20 protein-coding genes are annotated in these 24,805 nt (G+C 59.1%); 10 read left to right on the forward strand and 10 right to left on the reverse strand.

Annotation, left to right across the window (positions count from 1 at the left end; all coding sequences use genetic code 11):
• Positions 1–91: 91 nt before the first annotated feature.
• The 8 genes from A3714_RS13800 to A3714_RS13835 all read right to left on the reverse strand — a co-directional run bounded on the left by A3714_RS13800 (position 92) and on the right by A3714_RS13835 (position 10,118).
• Positions 92–2,179 (reverse strand): 3-hydroxyacyl-CoA dehydrogenase NAD-binding domain-containing protein, encoded by a 2,088-nt coding sequence (locus tag A3714_RS13800; protein ID WP_063508088.1) that lies wholly within the window; start codon positions 2,177–2,179, stop codon positions 92–94.
• Between the two features lie 522 nt (positions 2,180–2,701).
• Positions 2,702–3,889: an ABC transporter substrate-binding protein gene (locus A3714_RS13805; RefSeq protein WP_062817929.1), complete on the reverse strand. Its 1,188-nt coding sequence runs from the start codon at positions 3,887–3,889 to the stop codon at positions 2,702–2,704.
• A 60-nt stretch (positions 3,890–3,949) separates the two neighbouring features.
• Entirely contained in the window at positions 3,950–4,657 is a 708-nt protein-coding gene (locus A3714_RS13810; RefSeq protein WP_063508089.1) for an ABC transporter ATP-binding protein, read from the reverse strand.
• Entirely contained in the window at positions 4,644–5,411 is a 768-nt protein-coding gene (locus tag A3714_RS13815; RefSeq protein WP_063508090.1) for an ABC transporter ATP-binding protein, read from the reverse strand. The genes A3714_RS13810 and A3714_RS13815 overlap by 14 nt, the downstream gene beginning before the upstream one ends.
• Positions 5,404–6,468, reverse strand: coding sequence for a branched-chain amino acid ABC transporter permease (locus A3714_RS13820; protein ID WP_063508091.1), 1,065 nt, complete (start codon positions 6,466–6,468; stop codon positions 5,404–5,406). Before A3714_RS13820 ends, A3714_RS13815 begins: the two co-directional genes overlap by 8 nt.
• On the reverse strand, positions 6,468–7,331 hold the full coding sequence (locus tag A3714_RS13825; RefSeq protein WP_063508092.1) for a branched-chain amino acid ABC transporter permease: 864 nt from the start codon (positions 7,329–7,331) through the stop codon (positions 6,468–6,470). The genes A3714_RS13820 and A3714_RS13825 overlap by 1 nt, the downstream gene beginning before the upstream one ends.
• Positions 7,332–7,464: 133 nt before the next feature.
• Entirely contained in the window at positions 7,465–9,156 is a 1,692-nt protein-coding gene (locus A3714_RS13830; protein ID WP_062817934.1) for a long-chain fatty acid--CoA ligase, read from the reverse strand.
• A 317-nt stretch (positions 9,157–9,473) separates the two neighbouring features.
• Complete coding sequence (locus A3714_RS13835) at positions 9,474–10,118, reverse strand: TetR family transcriptional regulator (RefSeq protein WP_063508093.1); 645 nt, start codon at positions 10,116–10,118, stop codon at positions 9,474–9,476.
• Between the two features lie 159 nt (positions 10,119–10,277).
• Between A3714_RS13835 and A3714_RS13840 the strand changes: the two genes are divergently transcribed.
• From A3714_RS13840 to A3714_RS13885, 10 genes are all read left to right on the forward strand, one after another.
• Positions 10,278–11,474, forward strand: coding sequence for an efflux RND transporter periplasmic adaptor subunit (locus A3714_RS13840; protein WP_062817936.1), 1,197 nt, complete (start codon positions 10,278–10,280; stop codon positions 11,472–11,474).
• A gap of 56 nt (positions 11,475–11,530) precedes the next feature.
• Positions 11,531–14,662 (forward strand): efflux RND transporter permease subunit, encoded by a 3,132-nt coding sequence (locus A3714_RS13845; protein ID WP_063508094.1) that lies wholly within the window; start codon positions 11,531–11,533, stop codon positions 14,660–14,662.
• 391 nt (positions 14,663–15,053) lie between these two features.
• The gene (locus A3714_RS13850; RefSeq protein ID WP_063508095.1) at positions 15,054–15,449 is read left to right on the forward strand and encodes a response regulator; all 396 of its coding nucleotides are present in this window, start codon (positions 15,054–15,056) and stop codon (positions 15,447–15,449) included.
• A 57-nt stretch (positions 15,450–15,506) separates the two neighbouring features.
• The gene (locus A3714_RS13855) at positions 15,507–17,702 is read left to right on the forward strand and encodes a chemotaxis protein CheA (RefSeq protein ID WP_063508096.1); all 2,196 of its coding nucleotides are present in this window, start codon (positions 15,507–15,509) and stop codon (positions 17,700–17,702) included.
• Positions 17,692–18,165: a chemotaxis protein CheW gene (locus tag A3714_RS13860; protein ID WP_062817940.1), complete on the forward strand. Its 474-nt coding sequence runs from the start codon at positions 17,692–17,694 to the stop codon at positions 18,163–18,165. Before A3714_RS13855 ends, A3714_RS13860 begins: the two co-directional genes overlap by 11 nt.
• A gap of 20 nt (positions 18,166–18,185) precedes the next feature.
• Positions 18,186–20,201 (forward strand): methyl-accepting chemotaxis protein, encoded by a 2,016-nt coding sequence (locus A3714_RS13865; protein WP_063508097.1) that lies wholly within the window; start codon positions 18,186–18,188, stop codon positions 20,199–20,201.
• A gap of 15 nt (positions 20,202–20,216) precedes the next feature.
• On the forward strand, positions 20,217–20,609 hold the full coding sequence (locus A3714_RS13870) for a response regulator (RefSeq protein ID WP_063508098.1): 393 nt from the start codon (positions 20,217–20,219) through the stop codon (positions 20,607–20,609).
• Positions 20,606–21,730: a chemotaxis response regulator protein-glutamate methylesterase gene (locus A3714_RS13875; RefSeq protein WP_063508099.1), complete on the forward strand. Its 1,125-nt coding sequence runs from the start codon at positions 20,606–20,608 to the stop codon at positions 21,728–21,730. The genes A3714_RS13870 and A3714_RS13875 overlap by 4 nt, the downstream gene beginning before the upstream one ends.
• A complete protein-coding gene (locus A3714_RS13880) occupies positions 21,727–22,551 on the forward strand; it encodes a protein-glutamate O-methyltransferase CheR (protein WP_063508100.1) in 825 nt (274 codons plus the stop codon). The genes A3714_RS13875 and A3714_RS13880 overlap by 4 nt, the downstream gene beginning before the upstream one ends.
• Positions 22,552–22,561: 10 nt before the next feature.
• The gene (locus A3714_RS13885; RefSeq protein ID WP_082844617.1) at positions 22,562–23,008 is read left to right on the forward strand and encodes a chemotaxis protein CheX; all 447 of its coding nucleotides are present in this window, start codon (positions 22,562–22,564) and stop codon (positions 23,006–23,008) included.
• A gap of 232 nt (positions 23,009–23,240) precedes the next feature.
• On the opposite strand, the gene A3714_RS13890 is transcribed toward A3714_RS13885, so the two are convergent.
• Both A3714_RS13890 and A3714_RS13895 read right to left on the reverse strand, forming a co-directional pair.
• Positions 23,241–23,696, reverse strand: coding sequence for a PaaI family thioesterase (locus A3714_RS13890; protein ID WP_063508102.1), 456 nt, complete (start codon positions 23,694–23,696; stop codon positions 23,241–23,243).
• 25 nt (positions 23,697–23,721) lie between these two features.
• On the reverse strand, positions 23,722–24,522 hold the full coding sequence (locus A3714_RS13895; RefSeq protein ID WP_062817947.1) for an IclR family transcriptional regulator: 801 nt from the start codon (positions 24,520–24,522) through the stop codon (positions 23,722–23,724).
• Positions 24,523–24,805 lie beyond the last annotated feature (283 nt).

Below are 24,805 nucleotides of genomic sequence, written 5' to 3' on the forward strand. Positions count from 1 at the left end.
TTTGAACCTCTTGAAAGGTTGTTCTTTGCTTCGCAACCACTGTTGGAGCCTTGCAAGCAAGGCTCAAACGACGGGTTGCAACATTCGTTTCTCAGCGGTAAAAGCCTTTGCCCTGCTCTGCCAGGTCGCTGAGCAGTTTGGCCGGCTTCCAGGCATCCGAGCCGGTTTGCTGATAGATCTCGTTGATCTTGTCGTGGATGGTTTTCACACCCACCTGGTCCGCCCAGAACAGCACACCGCCGCGGTACACCGGGAAGCCGTAGCCGTAGATCCAGATCACATCCACATCCAGCGGGCGAGCGGCGATGCCCTCTTCCAGGATCTTCGCCCCCTCGTTGACCATCACGTACATGCAGCGCTCCAGGATTTCCTGGTCGCTGATTTCACGGGGGTTAATCCCGTTATCACTACGATATGTAGCAATAATGCTCTCAACAGCCGGTGAAGGAACAGGGGTGCGGTCGCCGTCTTTATAGTCAAAAACGCCAGCCTGGGTTTTCTGACCGAGACGACCGGCTTCCACCAGTTCGTCAGTCCAGTTGCGCGGCGGTGCGTTATCCGGGTCTTCCTTGCGCAGTTCCTCGCGGATGCGATAGCCCACATCCATACCGGCCAGATCAGACATGGCAAACGGCCCCATGGGGAAGCCCAGATCGAACAGTACCTTGTCCACCTGCTCCGGGCTGGCCCCTTCGTTGACCAGCTCGATGGCTTCCGCCTGGCGCTTGTGCAGCATGCGGTTGCCGACAAAACCATGGCACACGCCCACCAGCACACCGACCTTGCCGATGCGACGGCTCAGGTCCATGACAGTGGCGATCACTTCATCGGAGGTCTTCTCACCACGCACGTTTTCCAGCAGCTTCATCACGTTGGCGGGGCTGAAGAAGTGCATGCCCATCACGTCTTCGGGACGGCGGGTGAAGCTGGCAATGCGATTCACGTCCAGGGTGGAGGTGTTGGTGGCGAGAATGGCGCCGGGTTTGCAGACCCGATCCAGCTCACTGAACACTGCCTTTTTTACGTCCATGTTCTCGAACACCGCTTCGATCACCAGGTCCACATCGCTCAGATCGTCGTAGCTGAGGGTGGGCTGAATCAGCGCCATGCGCTGCTCCACCTGCTGTTGGGTAATGCGGCCTTTCTTCGCGGTGTTTTCGTAGTTCTTGCGGATGATGGCGATGCCCTTTTCCAGGGCCTCTTCTTTCACCTCGAGAATCTTTACCGGAATGCCCGCATTGGCGAAATTCATGGCGATACCGCCGCCCATGGTGCCCGCGCCGATCACCGCCGCCAGCTTGATCTCGCGCTTGGGGGTGTCCTTGTCGAGCCCTGGCACCTTGGCCACTTCCCGTTCGGCAAAGAACACATGACGCTGGGCCGCGGATTCGCTGGAAACCAGCAGCTTGAAGAACAGCTCCCGTTCCCGCTCCACGCCCTTGTCGTATGGCAACTCCACCGCTGCCTTGACCGCCTTGATACAGGAAAACGGCGCCTTGAAGCCGCGCTGTTTTCTGGCTATGGATTGCTCGAAATGCTCGAACAGCTCGGCACTGGTATCCCCGGGCACGTCCAGTTCGGAGAGTTTTCGCAGCGGCGCGCCATCGGCCACCAGCCTGCAGGCAAAGGCCAGTGCGCCATCCAGCAGATCGCCACTGACCACCTCGTCCACCAGACCCAGCTCCCGGGCCTCGGCTGCCTTGATGGGGTTGCCGCCCACGATCATTTCCAGGGCTTTCTGTGCCCCCACCAGACGCGGCAGGCGCTGGGTGCCACCGGCACCGGGCAGCAGGCCCAGCTTCACTTCCGGCAGGCCCAGGCGGGCGCTGTCCAGGGCCACGCGATAATCGCAGCCCAGCGCCACTTCCAGCCCGCCACCCAGGGCGGTGCCATGGATGGCAGCGATCACCGGCTTGTCGCTGGCTTCGTATTCATCAATCACCGCGGGCAGTACCGGCTGCTGGGGCGGCTTGCCGAATTCACGGATATCGGCGCCGGCCGGAAAGGTCTTGCCCTCGCCGATCACCACCACCGCCTGGATGCCATCGTCCGCCAAGGCCTCGCGTAGACAGCTCTGCAGTCCTTCCCGGACCCCATGGCCCAGCGCATTGACGGGGGGATAGTTGATTCGGATTACGCCAATATCGCTATCGCGACTGAGGCTGACCGGATGACTCATAGTACTCTCCTCGTTGAACTGCCATGCTCCGGTGAAGCCAGGCAGTACCTGCCCGGTCTGAGGCCGGGTCAGGAAGATGAAATCTCGACGTGCTATCAACCTTGCAGGTTGCAGGAGCGTCGCTGGCGGCGCGAAAACCGTTGCGAGTTGCGAGAAACGAGTTTCGAAAGGCAAAACCTCAAAGCGCGGAGGTTTCCGGTTTTCGCGACTCGAAACTCGTGCCTCGAAACTGTTATCGCGCCGCCAGCGACGTTATTCGCTCCGCTCATCCTTCGGGCCGACCCGCGGTCGTTGCTCCACTGCGCTACGCTCCTGCGGCAGAGGGCCACTGCTATTGCACAGGCATTTCATTGCCGCTTGATAACACTGATCTGCGATGCCTAATGGCGACGCACATAACTGTTAACTGCCCCCAGTATAAGCAAAGGCGGATCGCTTTCAATTATTTTGGAATAATATTTCATTATCTGAAGAAGACGAAAAAACAGGGCGCCTGGCGCCCTGCTTCCCCTCCTCGCCAGGTTACTCGCCCAGCACCTCGGAAATACGCTGCAGCTCAACGGTGCCACCTTTCTTGACGGTAGCGATATTGGGATCGGCCATCATGCCACCCTTGGCATCGATTTCAGTCACGCCGTAGGGGTTATGCTCCTCCGCCAGGTTTTTCAGCGCATCGCCCATGGCCGCCCGGATTGCCTTGGCGTCCTCCACGGTACCGGCTTCCTTCATGGCCTGAACCACGGTATGCATGGCGAAATAGTTGTAGGCCACTTCGGTGGTGGGATCCTTGCCGTCATTCTGCGTGTGGTACTTGGCAACAAAATCCTTGGCGCCCTGCTCCTCGTACATGGTCAGCGGGACCACACCCACGGAGCCTTCCAGCATCTTGTAGCCGCCAATGATCTTCGACATTTCGCCCATCTTGGCCTGGTCCATGATCACGAAGCCGCCTTTGAAGCCCAGCTGGCGGGCCTGCTTGGCCACCAGCGCTGTGGGTTCGGACGCCCCGCCAATGAACAGCACGTCCGGCTTCTCTGCCAGCACCTTGCTGACGCCGGTATAGAAGTCCGCCGACTTGTTGTAGTCCATGGGGTTATCCGCCACCACGGTGCCGCCCATGGCTTCCCAGGTGGGCACGAATGCCTTGGTCCAGTACTTGGCGTAGTCATGGGTGGCATTGGCGATGGCCACTTTCTTGCCATTCTGTTCCATGGCGATCTTGGTGAACGGCTTCATGTAGCCGGTAAAGGTGGGCGGGATACGCACGGTCAGTTCATTGCCCTTCTCGGTCACAGTGGGCACCGAGGTATAGGACATCACCAGGAAATCATCCCGCTCATTGAACGCTTGCAGGGCAAAGGTGCCACCGGAATGCGGCGTAAAGATCACCGGTGCATTGTACTGCTGCACCAGGCGCTTGCCGTTCACCGCCGCCTGACTGGGGGCGTACTTGTCATCCAGGGATACCAGGTTGATCTCGTAGGTGTCATCACCCACCTTGAAACCACCCTTGTCGTTGATTTCCCGGGCAGCCATTTGCAGGCCTTCCAGGGTGTTCTGCCCGTACAAGGCGGCACCGCCACTCAGTGGCCCGGTGAAACCGATGGTCACGGTTTCGGCCGCCTGTGCGCCGCTGGCGGCCAGTGCGATGGCGCTGGCGCAGGCCAGGCGGCAGAAACGCTTAACCAGTGTATTTTTTCCGTTGCTCATGAAACTCTCCCGTTATTATTTCAACCTTGTTGTGTAGCGCACACGTTGCGGGTGATCGCCTCAGGCCCCGATGTAGGCCTTGCGAATTTCTTCATTACCCAGCATCGCGTCTTTATCACCCTCCATCACCAGGCGACCGTTTTCGATCACGTAGGCGCGGTGAGCAATTTTCAGTGCGGCGAAGGCATTCTGCTCCGCCAGCAACACGGTGGTGCCCTGTTCGTTGATGCCCTTGATGGTTTCAAACATCTGCTTCACGACCAGCGGGGCCAGCCCCAGAGAAGGCTCGTCCAGCAGCAGTAGTTTCGGCCGCCCCATCATGGCGCGACCAATGGCCACCATCTGTTGCTGCCCGCCACTGAGGGATCCAGCCGCATGGTCCTTCTTCTCGTCGAGAATCGGAAACAGCGCCAGCACCTGGTCCAGCGTCTTCTTCATGGCGGCCTTGTCCCGGCGATGCACATAGGCACCCAGCATCAGGTTTTTCAGCACCGACATTTCCGGGAACAGCTTGCGTCCCTCCGGGCACTGCACCACGCCACTCTGTACCAGGCCGGAAGGCTTGAGGCCGGTGACATCCTTGCCATTCAGGGAAATTTTGCCGGCAGTAGGTTTGAGCAAGCCGCTGATGGTATTGAACAGGGTGCTCTTGCCGGCGCCATTGGCGCCCAGCAATACCACCAGTTCACCCTCGCCCACCGTCATGGAGACTTTTTCCAGGGCCTTGAAGCTGCCGTAGCGGGCTTCCACATCGTTAAGCTGCAGCATCGTCATCACTCCCCAGATAGGCTTCGATTACCACCGGATTGTTTCGGATTTGTTCCGGGGTGCCTTCGGCAATTTTTTCACCGTGGTCCAGCACCATGATCTTGTCCGCCAGGCTCATGATCATGTCCATCTTGTGCTCGATCAGGCAGACAGTGACGCCGTGCTCCACCATCTTGCGGATCAGTGAGGCCAGATTCTCGGTCTCCTCCGGGTTGATGCCACCGGCGGGTTCATCCAGCAGTACCAGCTCCGGGTCGGTGGCCAGGGCCAGCGCAAAGGCCACGCGCTTTTTTTCTTCCTGGCTGATGTCCGCGGTAATGCGATGACCGATATGGGACAGGCCGACGAAATCCAGCACTTCCTGGGCCCGGGAACGACATTTTTTCTCTTCATCACGCAGACGCTTTGAGTTGATGATCACGTCCCACAGGCGCGACTGGGTGCGAAGACGGTGGCCCACAATCAGGTTGTCCAGCACAGTAGATTCATCGAACAGTGAGGTGGTCTGGAAGGTCCGCGCGATACCCAGGCGGGCAATGCGGTCACAAGCCATACCGGTGATATCCATACCCTGGTATTCGATGGAGCCTTCCGTGGGCGCCATGGCGCCGGCCACCAGATTGAAGAAAGTGCTTTTCCCCGCACCGTTGGGGCCGATGATGGCGTTGATCTTGTTGGCGTCGAATTCGATGCTGACGTTGTTCACCGCCGCCAGACCCCCGAACCGTTTGGTCAGGTTATTGATCTTAAGCATGGTTACCGGCCTCCTGATTGCGAGGTGTTACCGCCTTGTTCGGCTGCGACTTTTTTTCGCTGGCAGATTCCTTTTGGGCGGTTTCATGGGCTGCGGCCAGACGGCGACCACGCCAGGTCAGGAAGGTGCCCACCACACCGCGTGGGAAAAAGATCACCAGCACCACCAGCAGCGGGCCGAACACGATCATCCGGTACTCTTCCAGGAACTGCAGGGACTGGGTCAGCCAGGTAATCGCCAGGGTGCCGAACAGCGGCCCCATCAGGGTGCCGATGCCACCCACCAGCAGGAAGGTAATCATGTCGAAGGTATGCACCACGTCGGCTTCTGCCGGGCCGATAAAGCGCACCATGCCGGCATACAACGCACCGGCCACACTGGCGTAGGTGGTGGACAGCACGAATGCCAGTACCTTGTTGCGCATCAGGTTGATACCCAGGGACGCGGCCAGCTCGTCACTGATACGAATGGCCCGGAAGCTTCGGCCCAGCAGGGAGTTGGCAATCCGCGCCGCCAGCCAGATGGACAGCACCATGAACACCAGGGCCAGGTAATAGAACGGCGTGGTTTCGGTGAAATCCACCAGGCCGAATCCGCTCGGCGCCGGAATATTGATAATGCCCAGGGCACCGTGGGTCAGCTCCTCCCATTTATCGATCAACAGATAAATGATGAAGCCCACACAGAGGGTAAAGATGGCGAAGTAGTGCTCTTTCAGGCGCAACGACACCACCCCTGCCAGGAAGCCCAACAGGGCGCCGGCAATACCCGCTGCCACAAAGGCCCACCAGAACGCCCAACCATGATCCACGGTGAGAATCGCCAGGGTATAGGCGCCGATGGCAAAGAAGCCGCCATGGGCGAGATTCAACTGGCCACAAAGCCCGGTGATGATATTCATGCCGTAGACCGCAATGGCCCAGACAAATGCCAGTGCCATCACGTAGATCTGGTATTCATTGCTCGCCACGAAGGGGAACAGCAGTGCCGCAAGGATCATCACGATCTTCATCGCCGGCGTCATGAAAAAATCGGAAATCTTGTGCAGGGCGTTCATTAGCGCACCCCCTTGGTGAACAGACCAGTGGGCTTGATGGAGAGAATCACCACCAGCAAGGCGAAGGCGATGATGTCCTTGTAGTCGGTGGAGATGTAGAAGCCACCAAAGGCTTCCGCAAAACCGATGATCAAGCCGCCGACAATGGCACCGGGAATGGAGCCCATGCCACCGAGGATGATGATCACAAAGGCTTTCATGATCAGCAGATGCCCCATGGCCGGATACACCAGGTTAATCGGCGCGAACAGGGTGGCCCCCACCGCCGCCAGCACCCCGGAGATGGCAAAGGTCATCATCGCCACCCGGTTGGCATCGATCCCTACCAGGAAGGCCCCTTCCCGGTTCTGGGCCATGGCCACAATGGTGGAGCCGGTCAGGGTCTTCTTCAGGAATAGATGCAACACCGCCATCAGCGAGAAGGCGCCGACAATGATCAGTATCCGTTGGGCCGGCAGGGTCAGGCCGGCAAATTCCACAATGCCGGTGTAAGGCGTGGGCATGCGGCGGAATTCCGCGCCCCAGTGCATCTGCACCAGCGCTTCCAGAAACAGCATGATGCCGATGGCGGCAATCTTGTCGTGGATTGGCGGCGCATCACGCAAGGGGTTGAACACCAGTCGCTCGCACAACACCGCCAGCAACGCCACAGCACCGGCGGCGCCAAGCATGGCCAGCCAGTAGTTGGCGCCAAAATCGACCATGATCACGTAGGACACATAGGCGCCCACCATATAGAGCGCCCCGTGGGCAAAGTTCGGTACGTGCAAAATGCCGTACACCAGGGTCAGCCCCAGGGCCACCAGCCCGTAGATGCTGCCCAGCGTCAGGCCGTTAAGCACTTGCTGCATGAATAAGTCCAAGGCAAAGCCTCCTGTATGGGGGAACCGCCGCTCAGTGGCATTGGCGTTTCCCGTTTTTCCTTTGTTATGTCAGCCCCTGCGACGTAGCGCTGCCGCGTAGGTTTTATTGTGGTGCTGACCGGGTGTTGTCCTGCTAGCAAGCCTGCTGTTTCTGCTCACTGGCCCATTCCTGCTCCTGCAGGGCTCGCCACATCACCTTGCCGGTGGGCGAACGGGGCAGCTCATCGCGAAACTCCACCACCTCTGGCACCTTGTAGGCGGCCATTTCTTCCTTGCACCAGTCGATGATGGCCTGCTCGGTGAGCGTGCCTTTCATCTCGTTGCGCAGAACCACACAGGCTTTCACGGTTTCACCGCGACGGGGGTGGGGAGTGGAAATCACGCAGCTTTCCTGGATGGCCGGGTGGCGGTACATGAGGCTTTCCACCTCGGCGGGCCAGACCTTGAAGCCGGACGCGTTGATCATCCGTTTGACCCGATCGACGATGAAGAAATAGCCCTCTTCGTCGTGGTAACCCAGATCACCGGTGCGGAAGAAACGCTTGCCATCCAGCTCGACAAACACCTTTTGCGTTTCCTGGGGACGCTTCCAGTAGCCCTGGAACACCTGCGGGCCATGGATGAGGATTTCCCCCACTTCACCCGGCCCCAATTCCCTGCCGGTCTGGCCGTCGTCTTCCACTGCCACAATGCGTGAATCGATATCGAATACCGGAATCCCCAGACACTGGGACTTGGGGTTATCGGTGGGATTGATGTGGGTGCCGGCAATGGTTTCGGACAGGCCATAGCCTTCCATGTAACGCAGTCCGGTGAGCTGGAAGAGTTTGTCGGAGACTGCCGCGGGCATGGCTGCCCCGCCACCGCCAATATTTTCCAGTGAAGACAGGTCATATTTCTCCACGTCCGGATCGGAGAGCAGATCGATGGCCATGGTGACGATATTCACCCAGCGGCTGACCTTGTAACGCTCAATCAGCGTGGCCGCCACGCGACGATCCCAGCGGGTCATCAAGACGATCAATGAGCCGCCATAGATCGGCGTGTTCATGGAGCCCTGCATGCCGGTCACATGAAAGTACGGCAGCGTGGCCAGAGTCACCGACTCGGTGGTGCCATGACTCCAGATCGCCCCCTGGACACAGGTGGCCATTACCGAACCATGGGTGTGCATGCATCCCTTTGGCGCCCCGGTGGTCCCGGAGCTATAGGGAAACACCGCCAGATCGTCCGGGCCGACCAACAGTTCGCCGGGGGATTCACCGGCACCAATGGCGTCTTTCCAGGCAATGTGCGCGGGATGATTCAGCGCTACTGCCGGCGCTTCCACCTCGGCGGGCAGCGGCAGGTCCGTGTCACGGGTGAGGTAATCGCTGTAGGCCGCCACGATCACATGGCGCAGGTTCACCATGCCCACCACCGGGGCCACCGCCGGCAACAATTCCTGGCCACAGATGGCCACGGCAGCATCGGTATCCTCCAGGTAATGCTCCAGTTCGGCGGCCCGGTTCATGGGGTTCACCGGCACCACAATGGCATTGGCACGGAGGATGGCGTAGTAACTGATGATGAACTGGGGGGCGTTCTGCATGAACAGCAGCACCCGGTCACCCTTCTCCACGCCCAGCGATTGCAGGTAACCCGCCAGGGCATCCACCTGCTGCTTGAGCTCCGCGAACGTGATGGGGCTGTCGTAATAGTTGATTGCATCCCGGTGGGGATAACGCAGGGCCGAAACCTCCAGATTGGTATAGAGGCTGGTCTGCGGCAGGCTGAGGTGGCGCGGCATATTCTCCGGCCAGACCGCATAGTGCCGATCAAACATGTTGTGCTCTCCCGCGGCGCTTTTATAAGCGCCTTTTATTTGTGTTGCTGCTGTAGCGAATGCTGAAGGGAATCGGCGGTCCCACCGCCCTTCAGCGGAAACAAGATGTTGACTCGCCAGTCAATCTGACATGGCTCGGGAGGGTCGTCAATACTATTTTGGAATGACGTTTCGTTTTTTGAAACGAAATCTGAAGTTGGCTGGAAAGGCGCTTTTATCTCGGCAGGCCCAAAAACATACCACTGGGTATGTGCTCTGCCCAGACCGACCATCGGAAATGCGGACCGGTATTTCAGTGGGATCTTCAGGGGCCGGGATCAATCTCCGGGACGCTGACGCAGGGAGGGAGCATGCTGCAGGGCGAACAGGCAGGTATCGACAAAATCCGTGGCTGCCCGCTCCAGGTCCAGTACCTCTGGATCGAGTAGCCAGGTCATGATCACGCCGGTGAGCTGGCTGTGTAACCAGCTAACAGACTTTCCCGTATCCAGACTTTCCGGGAGCTGGCCGCGGGCAATGGCGTTGGCAAAGGTCCGCGCCAACCGCGCGGAGGAGTCCCGACAGGCCTCACGCTGGCGATCCAGCAAATCGGCATTCTCACCGCTGAACTCGCATTTCTGGAACATGATCTCGAAAAGCCGTCGCTGGCCGGGATCACAGACCGCTTGCTGTAACAGAAAGACCATAAACTCGCGCAGGCGCCCCAGTGGATCCGGCTCGCTGGCGTCCTCTGCCCGCTCCGCCAGGCTGTCGAACGGCAGACGACTGCGATCCACCATGGCCATGAACACATCATGCTTGTTTTTGAAGTGCCAGTAGATCGCCCCTCGCGTCACCCCGGCCTCGCTGGCAATATCCTTTAAAGAGGCGGACAGTACCCCTTTACGGTGAAAAACCTGCTCGGCGGCATCCAGGATCTGAGCCCGGGTTTGCAGCGCTTCTGCCTTCGTTCGCCTGACCATGGGAGACTCTTATGGACGTGAAAAAATCAAATGGATTCCGCGTTCGGGTCTATACATACATCACTGAATGTATATACTGAACCTGATTCATATTTCCTGCAAGCAGCGCCCGCTCACCGAGCCGGTGCCTGACGGCGTGTATTAAAACTAGAGGTGATTATGCGCAGCGGTTTGATTCTCTCCTTCCTGGCAGGCGCCCTTGCCCTGCAGCTTGGCGGTTGCAGTGACGGCGACCAGGCCGGACAGCAACAGCAGCAACAGGCGCCGCAGGTTGGCTTCATTACGGTAAAGGCTCAATCCACCACCCTCAGCCGGGAGCTGCCCGGGCGCACCACCGCTCACCAGATTGCCGAAGTGCGCCCACAGGTCAGCGGCGTGATCGAACAGCGCCTGTTCGAGGAAGGCCAGAAGGTGGAAGCCGGGCAACCTCTCTACAAGATCGACTCCCGGACCTACCAGGCTGCCGTGGACTCTGCACGGGCGGAGCTGGCCCGGGCCCAGGCCACCCTGAACTCCAACACCCTGCGCGTGGATCGCTTCAAGACCCTGCTGGAACGCCGTTCCGTGAGCCAACAGGAATATGACGAAGCCAAAGCTGCCCTGGACGAGAACAAGGCCGCGGTGGCCGCCGCTCGCGCCAACCTGAAAAGCGCGCAGATCAACCTGGACTACGCCACCATTGAGGCACCGATCAGCGGCCGCATCGGGCGCTCCACCGTCACTGCCGGCGCCCTGGTCACCGCCAACCAGGCCAACGCCCTGGCCACCATCCGCCAGCTGGACCCCATTTACGTTGACCTGACCCAGTCCAGCATTGAGCTGCGCCGTCTGCGCCAGGCCATGGAAGCCGGCGAACTGCAGCAGGTCAGCGATGATGAAGCACGCATTACCCTGATCCTGGAAGACGGCAGCGAGTACAGCAAGGCAGGTGCCCTGCAATTCTCCGAATACGCAGTGGACGAAAGCACCGGCTCGGTGACCCTGCGCGCCCTCTTCCCCAACCCGGATGGTGATCTGTTGCCTGGCATGTTTGTGCGCGGCCGGCTTCCGGAGGGCCAGCGCGACGATGCCATTCTGGTGCCCCAGAAAGGCATTACCCGTGACCCTACTGGTCAGGCCAGCGCCATGCTGATTGACGAGAACAATACGGTGAAAAAAGTGAACGTGGTCACCGAACGGGCCGTGGGCAGTGAGTGGCTGATTGCCAGTGGCCTGAAAGACGGGGATCGCCTGATCGTGGATGGGCTGCAGAAAATTCAGCCGGGTATTCCGGTCAGCCCGGTAGATACCGAACAGCAGTCACAACCCTCCCAGGCACCCGCTGCGCAAGGCGGGGCCCAAGGCACGGGACAATAAACGCACGCGGCTCACTGGGCGCACACTAACTCGACGTAACGAGAAACGGGAATACCATGGCCAGATTCTTTATTGACCGCCCGATTTTTGCCTGGGTTATCGCCATCATCATGATGATGGCCGGTGCCCTGGCTATTTACACCCTGCCGGTGGAACAGTACCCGGCAGTGGCCCCGCCCGCGGTGACCATTGCCGGTAACTATCCGGGGGCCTCGGCAAAAACCGTGGAAGACTCGGTCACCCAGGTGATTGAGCAGCAGATGAGCGGTATCGATAATCTGCTCTATATCGGTTCCAGCAGCGATTCCTTCGGCAACGCCCAGATCACGCTCACCTTCGCCCCGGGGACCGACGCGGATATTGCCCAGGTTCAAGTGCAGAACAAGCTGCAACTGGCCACACCGCTACTGCCACAGGAAGTGCAACAGCAGGGTCTGCAGGTGAGCAAATCCTCGGATTCATTCCTGATGGTGGTGTCGTTTTCCTCCGAGGACGGCAGCCTTACCCGGGCCGATCTGGCCGATTATGTGGCCTCCAATGTGCAGGACCCGATCAGCCGGGTACCGGGTGTGGGCAAGATCCAGCTGTTCGGCTCTCCCTATGCCATGCGTATCTGGCTCGATCCGAACCAGCTCAACAAATACGATCTGACGCCCCAGGACATTACCCAGACCATTCAGGTACAGAACAACCAGGTGGCCAGCGGCCAGCTTGGGGGTGCCCCGGCGGTGGAAGGCCAGCAACTGAACGCCAACATCATTGCCCAGACCCGCCTGCAAAGTACCGAGCAGTTCGAGAATATCCTGCTCAAGGTCAATCCGGATGGTTCCCAGGTGTTTCTGCGTGATGTGGCGCGGGTGGAATTGGCGGCCCAGAACTATGATGTGGTGGGCCGCTATAACGGCCAGCCTGCCGCCGGTCTGGCCATCAGCCTGGCCTCCGGGGCCAACGCGCTGGATACCGCTGATGCGGTGCGCGCCCGCCTGGAAGAGTTGAAACCCTTCTTCCCGGAAAAGATGGAAATGGACTATCCCTACGATACGACCCCGTTCGTGGAGATCTCCATTGAGGAAGTGGTCCACACCCTGTTCGAAGCCATCATCCTGGTCTTCCTGGTGATGTATCTGTTCCTGCAGAATTTCCGCGCCACCCTGATCCCGACCATTGCGGTGCCGGTGGTGCTGCTGGGCACCTTCGGTGTGCTGGCGGCTTTCGGTTTCTCCATCAATACCCTGACCATGTTCGGCATGGTGCTGGCCATTGGCCTGCTGGTGGATGACGCCATCGTGGTGGTGGAAAACGTGGAACGGGTCATGCACGAGGAAGGGCTGCCACCCAAGGAAGCCACCCGCAAATCCATGGGGCAGATTACCGGCGCCCTGGTGGGTATCGCCCTGGTACTGTCCGCGGTCTTTATCCCCATTGCGTTCTTCCCCGGATCGACCGGGGCGATTTACCGCCAGTTCTCGATCACCATTGTGTCCGCCATGGTGCTGTCCGTGCTGGTTGCCCTGATCCTCACCCCGGCGTTGTGCGCCACCATGCTCAAGGCCAAGGACGCGGAGCACCAGACCGATTCAGGCTTCTTCGGCTGGTTTAACCGCACCTTTGATCGCAGCAGCAAGGCGTATCAGGGTCGGGTGGAAAAGATTCTCGGCCGCCGGGGTCGTTATCTGGCCATTTACGTGGTGATCGTGGGTGTGCTGGGTTATTCCTTCATGCGCCTGCCGTCCAGCTTCTTGCCGGAAGAAGACCAGGGCATCATGTTCACCCTGGTCACGCTGCCCGCCGGGTCCACCCAGGAGCAGACCGTGGACGTGCTGAAGAAGATGGAGAATTACTACCTCAACGAGGAAACCTCCGCCGTGGATGGCCTGTTCACCGTTGCCGGTTTCAGTTTCACCGGCCAGGGCCAGAACGCCGGCCTGGCATTTGTGAACCTGAAAGACTGGAGTGAACGGGACTTGTCCGTGGATGGGGTCGACCAGGTAGTGGGCCGCTCCATGGGCTTCTTCGCCAGCATCCGCGAAGCCATGATCTTTGCCCTGAACCCTCCCTCGATTCCGGAGCTGGGTAACGCCAGCGGCTTTGACTTTCAGCTTCTCGATCAGGCCGGTCGGGGTCACGAGGCCCTGATCCAGGCGCGCAACCAGTTACTGGGGATGGCCAGCCAGGACCCGCGCCTGGCCGGGGTACGTCCCAATGGTCTGGAAGACAGCCCCCAGTACCAGCTCGACATTGACCAGCAGAAAGCCAAGGCCCTGGGGCTCAGCATCAGCGACATCAACAGCACCCTGCAGATTGCCTGGGGCTCCAGCTACGTGAACAACTTTGTGGACCGGGGCCGGGTGAAGCGGGTCTATGTGCAGGCCGACGCGCCCTATCGCATGCTGCCGGAAAACATTGATGACTGGTATGTGCGCAATAATCAGGGCGAAATGGTGCCTTTCTCCGCCTTTGCCACCGGCCACTGGACCTACGGGTCGCCGAAGCTGGAACGCTACAACGGTGTCTCCTCAGTGAACATCCAGGGGAACGCCGCCCCCGGCTACAGTACCGGTGATGCCATGGATGCCATGGAAGAGCTCACCGCCAAGCTGCCGGCCGGTTTCGGCTTCGAATGGACCGGCCTGTCCTATCAGGAGCGCCAGTCCGGCGATCAGGCTCCGGCACTGTATGCCCTGTCGCTTCTGGTGGTATTCCTCTGTCTGGCCGCCCTCTATGAGAGCTGGTCGATTCCCTTTGCGGTGATGCTGGTAGTGCCACTGGGGGTTATCGGTGCCGTACTGGCTGCCACCTTCCGGGGGCTGGAAAACGATGTGTTCTTCCAGGTAGGCCTGCTGACCACTATCGGGCTATCGGCGAAGAACGCCATTCTGATAGCGGAATTTGCCCTGGAGCTGGAGCAGAAAGGCGAGCACCTGGTCAAGGCCACTCTGGAAGCGGTACGCATGCGACTGCGGCCCATCCTGATGACCTCCCTGGCCTTCATGCTCGGGGTGACCCCGCTGATGATCAGCACCGGCGCCGGCGCTGGCGCCCGAAACGCCATCGGTACCGGGGTGTTCGGCGGCATGCTCACCGCCACGGTGCTGGCGATTTTCTTTATTCCGCTGTTTTATGTGGTGGTCCGCAAGCTCGCCGGCGTTCCCTTGAACGGCAAGCCGAAAGAAAACGCACCGCACTGATTCAGTCTGAACCTGTCAGGCGCCACCCGGAGTGGCGTCTGACAGCCCCTTTTCCCTCCTGACAGCCCCCAACCGACGTCCGTTCATCGCCATTCGATTTTCGCCTGTCCCCTGCGCGACGCCAGCGTGAAGGAAAACATGGTACTTCTGTTCCTATCGATGGCGCATGGCAATTTTTGTGAATCAGATTTGGAAAAACGGCTGCAGATCAGTTACGGCGAACATCCATAAAACCGCACCGTTTATCCTTTTCGCCTGTTAATTCCATTTTTTGCATCTATAAAAATCATAGCGCCTGTTCTGAATGGGGAAGCAGTTCAACCTGCTTCAGAGGTCTCACAACGAGATCCGGGGGAACAGAATGGAAGTAGCCGCTCCACAGGGAAGAGTCATGGACAGACTCCGTATCCTGGTGGTGGACGACAGCACCACCATCCGCAGCCTTATCACTGCCAAGTTGCACGAACTGGCAGCCGGCTCCTATGACCTGGACATTACCCAGGCCGCAGACGGCAGTGAGGCTCTGGCCTGTGCCCGGAAGCACCCTTTCGATCTGATCTTCCTGGATGTGGAAATGCCGGTAATGGGTGGCCTCGAGGCCTGCAGCGCCCTGCGACAGCAAGGTAACCCGGCACGCATCGCCATGCTCTCCAGCATGACCTCCGCGGAGGCGCATCTGGCCGGTCGCCAGGCCGGCTGCGACAACTATCTGGTCAAACCCCCGCATGACGCCGATCTGCGTTCCATATTACGCCTGGCTTCGTTGCGAAAACTCGCCGCTGGCTGAACAACAACCTCGATACGCATAACAAACCTACGACAGGTTCCAGGGGGAGAAGGCCCGATGCAGGAAAACGACAAGGCACTGCAAAGCTTTCTGATCGAAAGTGACGAGAACCTGGGGCAACTGGAACAGGATATCGTGGCACTGGAGCGCTCCCCCCGGGACAATGACCGTATCGCCAGCGCCTTCCGGGCAATCCACACCATCAAGGGCACCTGTGGCTTCTTTGGGTTCAGTCATCTGGAGACCCTTAGCCATGCCCTGGAAGATCTCCTTGGCGCCATGCGCGACGGCGATGTGCAGATGGACTTGCCCCATGCCACCGTGCTGCTGGATGGGGTGGATGAAATTCGTGTTTTCCTCAAACGTATCCATGATGACGGCAACGATGGGGACCCCGCTCCACAGGCGCTGATGCTCCGGTTGCATCGGTTGATACCGGACCGCGCGCAAACCGGTGCCGCAACCCACCCGCCACCATCGGCCTCACTGAATTCTGAACCGGAATCCCTGGAACAACCGGAACCTCCGCTTTCGCACCTCCATGACGAAGAGCCGGAAAAAAATGGCGGCGCACACACCGCCATGGCCGAAACCACCGTACGTGTGGACGTGGTGCTGCTGGATAAACTGATGAACGTGGTGGGCGAACTGGTGCTTACCCGTAACCAGCTGCTGCAACACACCGCCAGTCAGAACGACGCCCAGCTGGTCAATCTGTCCCAGCGTCTCAACATGGTCACCAGCGAGCTGCAGGAAGGATTGATGCAAACCCGCATGCAGCCCATCCGGAATGCCTGGTCCACCTACCCTCGCCTGTTACTGGATCTGGAGAGGAAAACCGGTAAACGGGTGACACCGGTACTCAAGGGCGGCGACACCGAGCTGGACCGTAGTCTTCTGGAGGCCATTCGCGACCCCCTTATTCACCTGGTGCGCAATGCCGTGGACCATGGCATCGAAAGTCCGGAAAAACGTCGCGCACAGGGCAAGCCGGAAACCGGCACGCTGACCCTGAGCGCTTACCACGAAAGCGGCAATGTCACGGTGGAAATCAGCGATGACGGAGCCGGGCTCGACAGTGAAAAAATTATCCGCCGGGCCCTGGAGATCGGCCTGGTTCGGCCGGAACAGGTGGAGCAGCTCAGCGAACAGGAAAAGATCCGCTATATTTTTGAACCCGGGTTTTCTACCGCAGAAACGGTCAGTGACCTGTCCGGGCGCGGCGTGGGCCTGGATGTGGTGCGCACCAATGTGGAACGCATCGGGGGATCCATCGATATCAAGAGCCTCACCGGCCGTGGCACCACCCTGAAACTGAAAATTCCGCTCACCCTCGCCATTGTCCCGGCGCTGATCGTGCGTTGTCTTCATCAACGCTTTGCCATTCCCCAGGCCAATTTGATGGAAGTGGTCTACGTGGAGTCCGACCGTCTCGACAAGGATATCGAAACGGTCCACAACGCCCTGGTCTATCGATTACGTGGCCGATTACTGCCGCTGGTCGACATGCGCTCCCTGATGCAGATGGGGGACAGGGAAACCGAGAAAGACCAGTTCATTCTTGTCCTCACCGCCGATCAACAGGAGTTTGGTTTGTTGGTGGACGACGTTCGCGACACCGAAGAAATTGTGGTGAAGCCGCTGGGAAAACTGCTCAAGGATAACCCCTGTTTTGCCGGTGCCACCATCATGGGCGATGGTCGCGTGGCATTGATTCTGGATGTGAAATCCACCGCCGACTTTGCCGGTGTCACCCGCCATGAACGCAAACTCCGTCATCAGGAAAATCCGTTGGCCGCAGATACCCAGCCCATTCGTGCCGCCGAAAACTATCTTCTGGTTCGACCGGATGGCACATCCGGTCGCTCCGCCATCTCCCTGTCAAAGGTGTCACGGCTGGAGGAAATCAGCACCGATCGCATCGAATACTCTGCCGGTCGGGAAGTGATCCAGTATCGCGGCGGTATTCTGCCGCTGATCCGCCTCGACAATCACCACGATAACCGCCCGGACGACCAGGACATTATCCGCATTGTTGTACAGCCCACGGAATTTGGCGAAGTGGGCCTGGTGGTCAACGACATTATCGACATCGTCAGCGATGACGAGGCCGCCATGCAACAGAACGGCAAAACCGAAGGCATTCTGGGCACCGGTATTCTGCAAGGCCGCGTCACCGACTTTATCGACTGTGATTCCCTGTTCAAGCGGTTCCATGGCACGCACGGCAATGAGGACAGCAATGGAAGCTAATCAACTGATCTGCACCTTTTCGGTGGCGGAAAAACATTACGGGGTGGTGGTCGACCATGTTCAGGAAGTGCTCGCCAACCACCAGATTACCGATATTCCACTGGCTCCCCCGGGAGTACTGGGATTAATGAATATTCGCGGCCGCATCGTGCCAGCCATTGCCCTGCGCAAAGTATTGCGATTGCCCGGTGAAAACGAAGACGACAACACCATCAACATCATCATCAATCATGGTGGCGAGCAGGTAGGCCTGATGGTGGATCGCATTGGTGACATTGTCAGTGTGCTGCCGGAAGAGATTGAACCCCCACCAGAAACGCTCAAGGGGGCGCCACGGAAGTTCATGCGTGGCGTCTTTCCTGTCCAGGGCACCCTGTACCTGCTACTGGATCTGGACACCTTACTGGCGGACGAATTATGCAGCCGCTCAGCCAGCCGCGCGGCACACTCACTATTGCAATAGGAAGACGGGGATAGACAGCAATGACCGACAATCCGGATCACGCAAACAACAACTCACTCTATAGCCAGGTAGGTGGTGAAACTGCTGTCCGGGCCGTGGTAACCGAATTCTACAACCGGGTGCTGGAAGACCCGGCCCTGGCGCCCTATTTCCGCCACAAACAGCGCAAGGGGCTGGAAGAATCCCAGGTCCGGTTTTTTACCCAGGCGCTGGGAGGCCCAACGATTTATCAGGGCCCGTCCATGGCCGATGCCCACAGGAACCTCCATATCACCGCCCGGAATTTTGACCGGGTGGCCGATCATCTTAACGAGACACTGGCATCGCTGGGCGTGGACTCCGCCCACATCGACGCCATCATGAATACCGTTGCGCCTTTGAAGGGGGACATCGTGAACGAGAACAGCATGGACACAACCAGCAGCAATTCGACAAACTCCGGCGATACCGTCCTTCGTGATGTGGATACCAGCAAGTCTGTCACCGACAGCCTGGAAGGCATCAAGGGCACCATGGCAAGTCTTCAGGCCAATGTGTTTGTGGCGGACACCAACCTCAATATCGTCTACATCAATCCCCGCGCTGCCGAAACCCTGTCGACCATTGCGCAGCCGATCTTCAAGACCTTTGGCGTCCGCATCGAAGATATCCTCAACGGCCATATTCACCGGTTTCACCGTGACCCCAAACGGGTAGAAAGCATTCTTCGTGACCCCAAGGCCATGCCCCATTCCGCGGACTTCAACTTCGGTGGCGTGACCTTGCGCACCCGTATCAATGCGGTAATGAGCACGGAAGAAAAAATCATTGGTTACACCGTTTGCTGGGAAGATGTGACCACCGAGCTGCGTCAGGAAAACGAATTCCGCCGGGTGATGAACATGGTGGACCAGATGCCCACCAACGTTTTCCTGTGCGACCGTGACCTGCAGATCATCTATCTGAACCCGGCCGCCACCGCCACCATGGAAAAGCTGGAATCCTACCTGCCCATCAAGGCCAGCGAACTGCTGGGTGCCAACATTGATATTTTCCACAAGCATCCGGAACACCAACGGCGCATTCTTTCCGACCCCACCAACCTGCCTTACCGCGCCCGCATCAACATTGGCGAAGAAAAGGCTGATCTGCTGGTCAATGCCATCTACGACGCGGAAGGCAACTATGTGGGCCCCATGCTCACCTGGGAAATCATCACCGAGAAAGTGCTGCTGGAAGAGCGGATTCGCGGCACCGTGGAAGTGCTGGCCACCTCCTCCGAGGAAATGATTGCCACCAGTGACCAGATGGGGTCCAACGCCGGTGTCACCAGCAGCCAGGCCATCTCTGCCGTACGCACCGCCGAAGATATCAACGAGAACGTGCAGGCGGTGTCCAGTGGTATTGAAGAAATGGGCGCCAGCATCAAGGAAATCGCCAAGAACGCCACCGATGCGGCCCGCGTGGCCGATGAAGCGGTCAGCATCGCCGAAGGCACCAACACCACCATCAGCAGCCTGGGCACCAGCAGTGCGGAAATTGGCAAGGTGATCAAGGTGATTACCGGGATTGCGCAACAAACCAACCTGTTGGCACTCAACGCCACCATCGAAGCGGCCCGCGCCGGGGATGCCGGTCGCGGCTTTGCGGTGGTAGCCAACGAAGTGAAGGAACTGGCCAAGGAAACCGGCCGTGCCACCGAGGACATCGGCCAGAAGATCGAGGCCATCCAGGTGGATGTGAAAGGTGCCATCGAAGGCATTGCCCGCATCAGCGAAGTGATTCATCACATCAGCCAGGTACAGGGCTCCATTGCCTCCGCGGTGGAAGAGCAAACCATTACCACCAACGAAATGGGCCGGCGTGTCGCCGACGCCGCCAAGGGCACCAACGAAGTGGCCGGCAATATCGGCGGCGTGGCGGAAGCGGCGAAAAGCACCAACGCCGGGGTGGACAGCATGCGTCAGGCTGCCACCGACCTGGCCAAACTTGCCGCGGATCTGCAAACCCTGGTGGTGGATGCGGAACGCACCGGACGCGCCGATAACCAGAAATAATACGAGGCCAATCAGATGGCGAATACACACGCACTGGTCATTGATGACTCCCGGGCCATGCGCCTGATTCTGAGCGACCTGCTTCAGCAATTGGGCTACGAAATCTCGGAAGCCGGTGATGGCCAAGAGGCCATGGCCCGGCTGGAAGGGGGTGACACCCTTCCCACCCTGGCCCTGGTGGACTGGAATATGCCGATCATGAACGGCCTGGAATTTATCCGCGCCGTGCGGCAGCAGCCTTGCTATAACGGGATGAAATTACTGGTAGTGACCAGTGAGGCGGAAGTGAGCCAGATGGTCGAAGCCCTCACCGCCGGCGCCGATGAATACCTGATGAAACCGTTTTCCTCGGAGGCACTGGCCTGCAAGCTGGAAATGATGGGCCTGCAACGGACAGAGAGAGCATGAGCACCATCCGTGTCTTTCTGGTGGATGATACCGCCGCCGTGCGGCATATCCTCACCCAGATCCTCGAGGAAGACCCGGACATCGTTGTGGTGGGCACCGCTGCCGATGGACGCCAGGGACTTGATCGATTGCATCGCGTGGAAGCGGATCTGCTGATTCTGGATGTGGAAATGCCCGGTATGGGCGGCCTGGAAATGCTCAAGGAACTGAAGGTCAGTCGTCCGGAACTGCCAGTGCTGGTGTTCAGTTCCATTACCGAGCGCGGCGCCATGGTAACCATCGAGGCCCTGTCCCTGGGTGCCAGCGACTATGTGCCCAAACCCGCCATGGTGGGCACCGCCGCCGAGGCCAGGGACTACATCAAGAACAGCCTGCTGGGAAAAATCAAAACCCTGCTGCAACGTTACAACAAGCCATCTGTGGCATACGCTGAACCTGCCAAAACGCCCCGTCCGGTTGCCTCACAACTCCCCCATCAACGTATCCCCTCCCGGGTGGACCTGGTGGTGATCGGCGCGTCCATGGGCGGACCAAGCGCCTTGGGTCAGCTGATCCCGTCACTGCCCGGCGACTTTCCGGTTCCCATTCTGGTGGTGCAACACATGCCGGCGGTATTCACCCGTGCCCTGGCCACTCGTCTGAACCAGAACGCCACGCTGAATGTGGCTGAGTGCGACAGCAGGCAGCGCGCCGAGCCCGGTCAGGTATGGCTGGCCGCAGGCGACTACCATATGACCGTGGATAAACAGGGCGACAACACACTGATTGCCCCACTGCGCAGTGAGCCGGTGAATTTCTGTCGCCCTGCCGTGGACATTCTCTTTTCCAGCGCCGCCAGGCATTTTGGTTCCAATGTCCTGGCCGTGGTGCTGACCGGCATGGGTCAGGACGGCCTGGATGGTTGCCGCCAACTGGCCAGGGCCGGTGCCCAGATAGTGGTGCAGGACCAGGCATCCAGCGCGGTATGGGGCATGCCCGGAGTCGTATCAAGAGCCGGGCTTGACTGCGCTGAGCTCCCCTTGCAGGACATGTCGACGGAAATCATGCGACGGGTTAACCGTGGCCGCCCCACCTTCCGCGCGCGACAGCGTGCTGCCATGAACCCCGAGGCACAGAGATGAGCTGTATCAGCGAAAACAGCTATCTCACTCTCTGCGCCCTACTCTCTGAACAGATCGCGCTCAGCCTGCCAGCGGACAAGGTGTACCTGGCAGAGGCCAGGCTGCAGAATCTGGCCAGCCAGCACACCCGGGGGGACATCAATGCGCTCATAGAGAAGGCCTCCACCGTGGCTGAGGATGCACTGCGCATCGAGCTGGTAGAAGCCATGGCAATCAATGAGACGTATTTTTTCCGCGACCCGATTCTCAGCGAGAGTTTCCTGGACACCATGATCCCCACCCTGCTGGATAAACGGCGGGCGGAAAAAACCCTGCGCATCTGGAGCGCCGCCTGCAGCACCGGCCAGGAGATCTACAGCGTTGCCATGTTGCTGGACCAGCATTTTCCACAATTGAGAAACTGGCAGGTCACCCTGATCGCCAGTGATTTCTCCCAGTCCGCATTGAGCAAGGCAAAACAGGGCTGCTATGGCCTTAACGAAATGAACCGCGGCTTGCCCGCGCGCAACATGGCGCTTTATTTCGAGCAACAGGGATTGGACTGGCAGATAAAAACCGAGATCCGCGAACGCATTTGCTTTGAAAAAATCAATTTGATCCGGGAATGGCCAGAGGAACTGCCGTTATTTGACATCGTGCTGCTGCGCAACGTGCTGCTTTATTTTTCCATGGACGATCGCCTGCGAGTACTTCGCCGGGTACGCGAACAGACAGTCAGTGACGGCTACCTGCTCCTCGGCGCCACCGAGAGCCTGGAAAAATCCGCCGGCTTCATTCCGGCCATTCCCCGCAGCCATCGTCCTTTTTACCAACCTGTTTGAGGGTGCACCTATGGAAATGTCATCGCAACCCGCCATGCTGTCACAGAAAATTGCCCGCATCGGAGCCAATGTGCTCAGCGATTTCCTGAACATTCCGGTTCGGGCCCAGAGCGGCCCTCCTCCCACCGTGCAACATGGCGCGGAGGTTGCGATTTCGGGGAAATGGAAAGGCAGCGTGACCGTCTGCACCTGCGACGCTCTGGGCCCGCGAATCGCAGCCCGAATGTTCCGAAAAGAGGATGACGCCGTCACCGGCGAAGATATCATCGACGCCCTCACGGAATTGACCAACATCATCGCCGGCAACATCAAGGCCATCCTGCCCGGCCCCAGCCAGTTATCGCTGCCTGCGCCACTGGCAGTACTGCCCGGCGAGCATCGCAACAATGTAGACGTAACGTTATTCGATGATCGTCAGGGGATGCTGCGGATCAGCCTGCAGCCGGCGGAGCATTAAGGCCTTTCATGTAGGAGCTATGCTTGCATGGCGAACCGCGCTTGCGCGGGAATCGTCCGTAGGGCGATCAGGACTATCAGTGCTCGACAGCTCCCAGAAAACACTGCGGACAGACTTTGATCTTTGCCGCCTCGCTACGCTCGGTTCGCCATGCGAGCATAGCTCCTACAGTGGCTTCGTAGAAATCCAGAGAACCGCTCACTCGTTCCTTATACAACGAGTGTAGCTCGCCTCAGACAGGCTCGCCCTCCGGGCCGGCACTGCTGGAGCGCAACCGGAATGTGCCCTCGCCCATGGCCAGTAGCTGCCCCTGCTGATCGAACACTTCCATGGTGCTGTTATAGATCCTTGAGCCTCCGGCACGTCGCGTGCCGATGGCGCGGATCAACCCTTCACCGGCCTGGCCGGTAAAGGTATTGGTCATGGAGAGTGTCACCGCTTTGCGAATACGGGCAGGATCAGCACAGTAGGTCCCCGCGCAGGCCCCGGCCACATCCATCAACGTGGCCAGCACACCACCGTGAATCACGCCACCCAGGTTCAGGTGTTCCGGACGGACCTGAAGCCCCAACACTGCCCGGCCGTCTTCCCATTCCAGAAAATGAAACCCGACCAGGGCGGGGAAACCCATATTGAAACGTGCATTGGCGTCTTCCATGTAAAACGCGGATGGCGGTACTTCTGCCATGGCTTGTCCTCGACAGAGACAGGAATCAGGCCCGCCCCTGTACCATCTGTTCCACCTGGGCCACCACATCCTTGAGTCGTGGTCCCAGGTTTTCAATCAGGGTGCGGCGGCTGAGGCGCAGTGACGAACCGCCACAATTGAAAGGCACCACCTGGGCACCGCCGTCCAGGATCAGCGGCACGGCAACGCCGCTCACATCCCGGTTCCACTCGCCATCGGAAATGCAGAAGCCGTACTCCTGATACTCCTCATAGGCAGACTGCAGGCTGCGCTCCAGCTCCGGCCAGGCCGCCGGGTCCTGACGGCGAATCTGTTCGTAATATTGTTCCCGCTCGGCTTCCGGGGTGGCCGCCAGAAAGGCCCGGCCCAGGGCCGAGGTGGCCATGGGCACACGGGAGCCGATATTCAGCCGCAGCACCAGGGGGCCGTTACCCTGGCATACCTGAATGTAGGTCACCTGGGCACCATCCGGCGCCCCGATGGCCACCATGCAGTCGGTGGCATCGGCCAGCTCCTGCATAAAGGGCCGGGCCAGTTCCCGCACGCCTTCGCTGGCCAGATAACGGTACCCCAGATCCAGTACCCCGGGGCCCAGCCGGTATTTCTCCAGCTGTGGCACGTAGCGCAGGTAACCGAGCTGTGTCAGGGTGGCGGTCATGCGCGAGACGGTTGGGCGGGGAATATTGGTGCGCTTGGCCAGTTCCGCATTGCCCAGGTATTCGTCAGCGGGTCCGAAACAGCGAAGAATATCCAGCCCCCGCGCCAGGGCGGTGACGAAATTCCGGTCTTTGTCGTTAGTACCCACGTCGGCAACAGCTCTGCGCATGGTTGTTTTTCCTTTCAGGCTTCGGGATCGGGAATCCTTCCCCGGCATAACGGGCATAGATTCCACTTATAGTTGTTTATTCACCGCGCAAATATAGCAAAAAGCGGTTTCACCTGCATAAGCCAGTGTTGGCCACGAGAGAACGCCTGAAGCACAATGATTTTGTGTTTCAGCCAGATCCACCTTGTCACGGGATTGGCCAAGTGGTCAATATTTTAAAACTTCGTTCCATTATTGTATTGTGGCACGTCTGACTCAAATCAGTCACCAACAAAAGGATACC

The organism is Alcanivorax sp. HI0007 (assembly GCF_001635525.1).
In the GTDB taxonomy this organism is placed as follows: domain Bacteria; phylum Pseudomonadota; class Gammaproteobacteria; order Pseudomonadales; family Alcanivoracaceae; genus Alcanivorax.

Coding starts and splice junctions, on each gene's coding strand:
- A3714_RS13835 (WP_063508093.1), bottom strand. CDS start 10,118: ATGGTCAGGCGAACGAAGGCAGAAGCGCTGCAAACCCGGGCTCAGATC.
- A3714_RS13850 (WP_063508095.1), top strand. CDS start 15,054: ATGGACAGACTCCGTATCCTGGTGGTGGACGACAGCACCACCATCCGC.
- A3714_RS13810 (WP_063508089.1), bottom strand. CDS start 4,657: ATGCTGCAGCTTAACGATGTGGAAGCCCGCTACGGCAGCTTCAAGGCC.
- A3714_RS13820 (WP_063508091.1), bottom strand. CDS start 6,468: ATGAACGCCCTGCACAAGATTTCCGATTTTTTCATGACGCCGGCGATG.
- A3714_RS13875 (WP_063508099.1), top strand. CDS start 20,606: ATGAGCACCATCCGTGTCTTTCTGGTGGATGATACCGCCGCCGTGCGG.
- A3714_RS13895 (WP_062817947.1), bottom strand. CDS start 24,522: ATGCGCAGAGCTGTTGCCGACGTGGGTACTAACGACAAAGACCGGAAT.
- A3714_RS13860 (WP_062817940.1), top strand. CDS start 17,692: ATGGAAGCTAATCAACTGATCTGCACCTTTTCGGTGGCGGAAAAACAT.
- A3714_RS13890 (WP_063508102.1), bottom strand. CDS start 23,696: ATGGCAGAAGTACCGCCATCCGCGTTTTACATGGAAGACGCCAATGCA.
- A3714_RS13885 (WP_082844617.1), top strand. CDS start 22,562: ATGGAAATGTCATCGCAACCCGCCATGCTGTCACAGAAAATTGCCCGC.
- A3714_RS13800 (WP_063508088.1), bottom strand. CDS start 2,179: ATGAGTCATCCGGTCAGCCTCAGTCGCGATAGCGATATTGGCGTAATC.
- A3714_RS13840 (WP_062817936.1), top strand. CDS start 10,278: ATGCGCAGCGGTTTGATTCTCTCCTTCCTGGCAGGCGCCCTTGCCCTG.
- A3714_RS13815 (WP_063508090.1), bottom strand. CDS start 5,411: ATGCTTAAGATCAATAACCTGACCAAACGGTTCGGGGGTCTGGCGGCG.
- A3714_RS13845 (WP_063508094.1), top strand. CDS start 11,531: ATGGCCAGATTCTTTATTGACCGCCCGATTTTTGCCTGGGTTATCGCC.
- A3714_RS13880 (WP_063508100.1), top strand. CDS start 21,727: ATGAGCTGTATCAGCGAAAACAGCTATCTCACTCTCTGCGCCCTACTC.
- A3714_RS13870 (WP_063508098.1), top strand. CDS start 20,217: ATGGCGAATACACACGCACTGGTCATTGATGACTCCCGGGCCATGCGC.
- A3714_RS13805 (WP_062817929.1), bottom strand. CDS start 3,889: ATGAGCAACGGAAAAAATACACTGGTTAAGCGTTTCTGCCGCCTGGCC.
- A3714_RS13830 (WP_062817934.1), bottom strand. CDS start 9,156: ATGTTTGATCGGCACTATGCGGTCTGGCCGGAGAATATGCCGCGCCAC.
- A3714_RS13855 (WP_063508096.1), top strand. CDS start 15,507: ATGCAGGAAAACGACAAGGCACTGCAAAGCTTTCTGATCGAAAGTGAC.
- A3714_RS13865 (WP_063508097.1), top strand. CDS start 18,186: ATGACCGACAATCCGGATCACGCAAACAACAACTCACTCTATAGCCAG.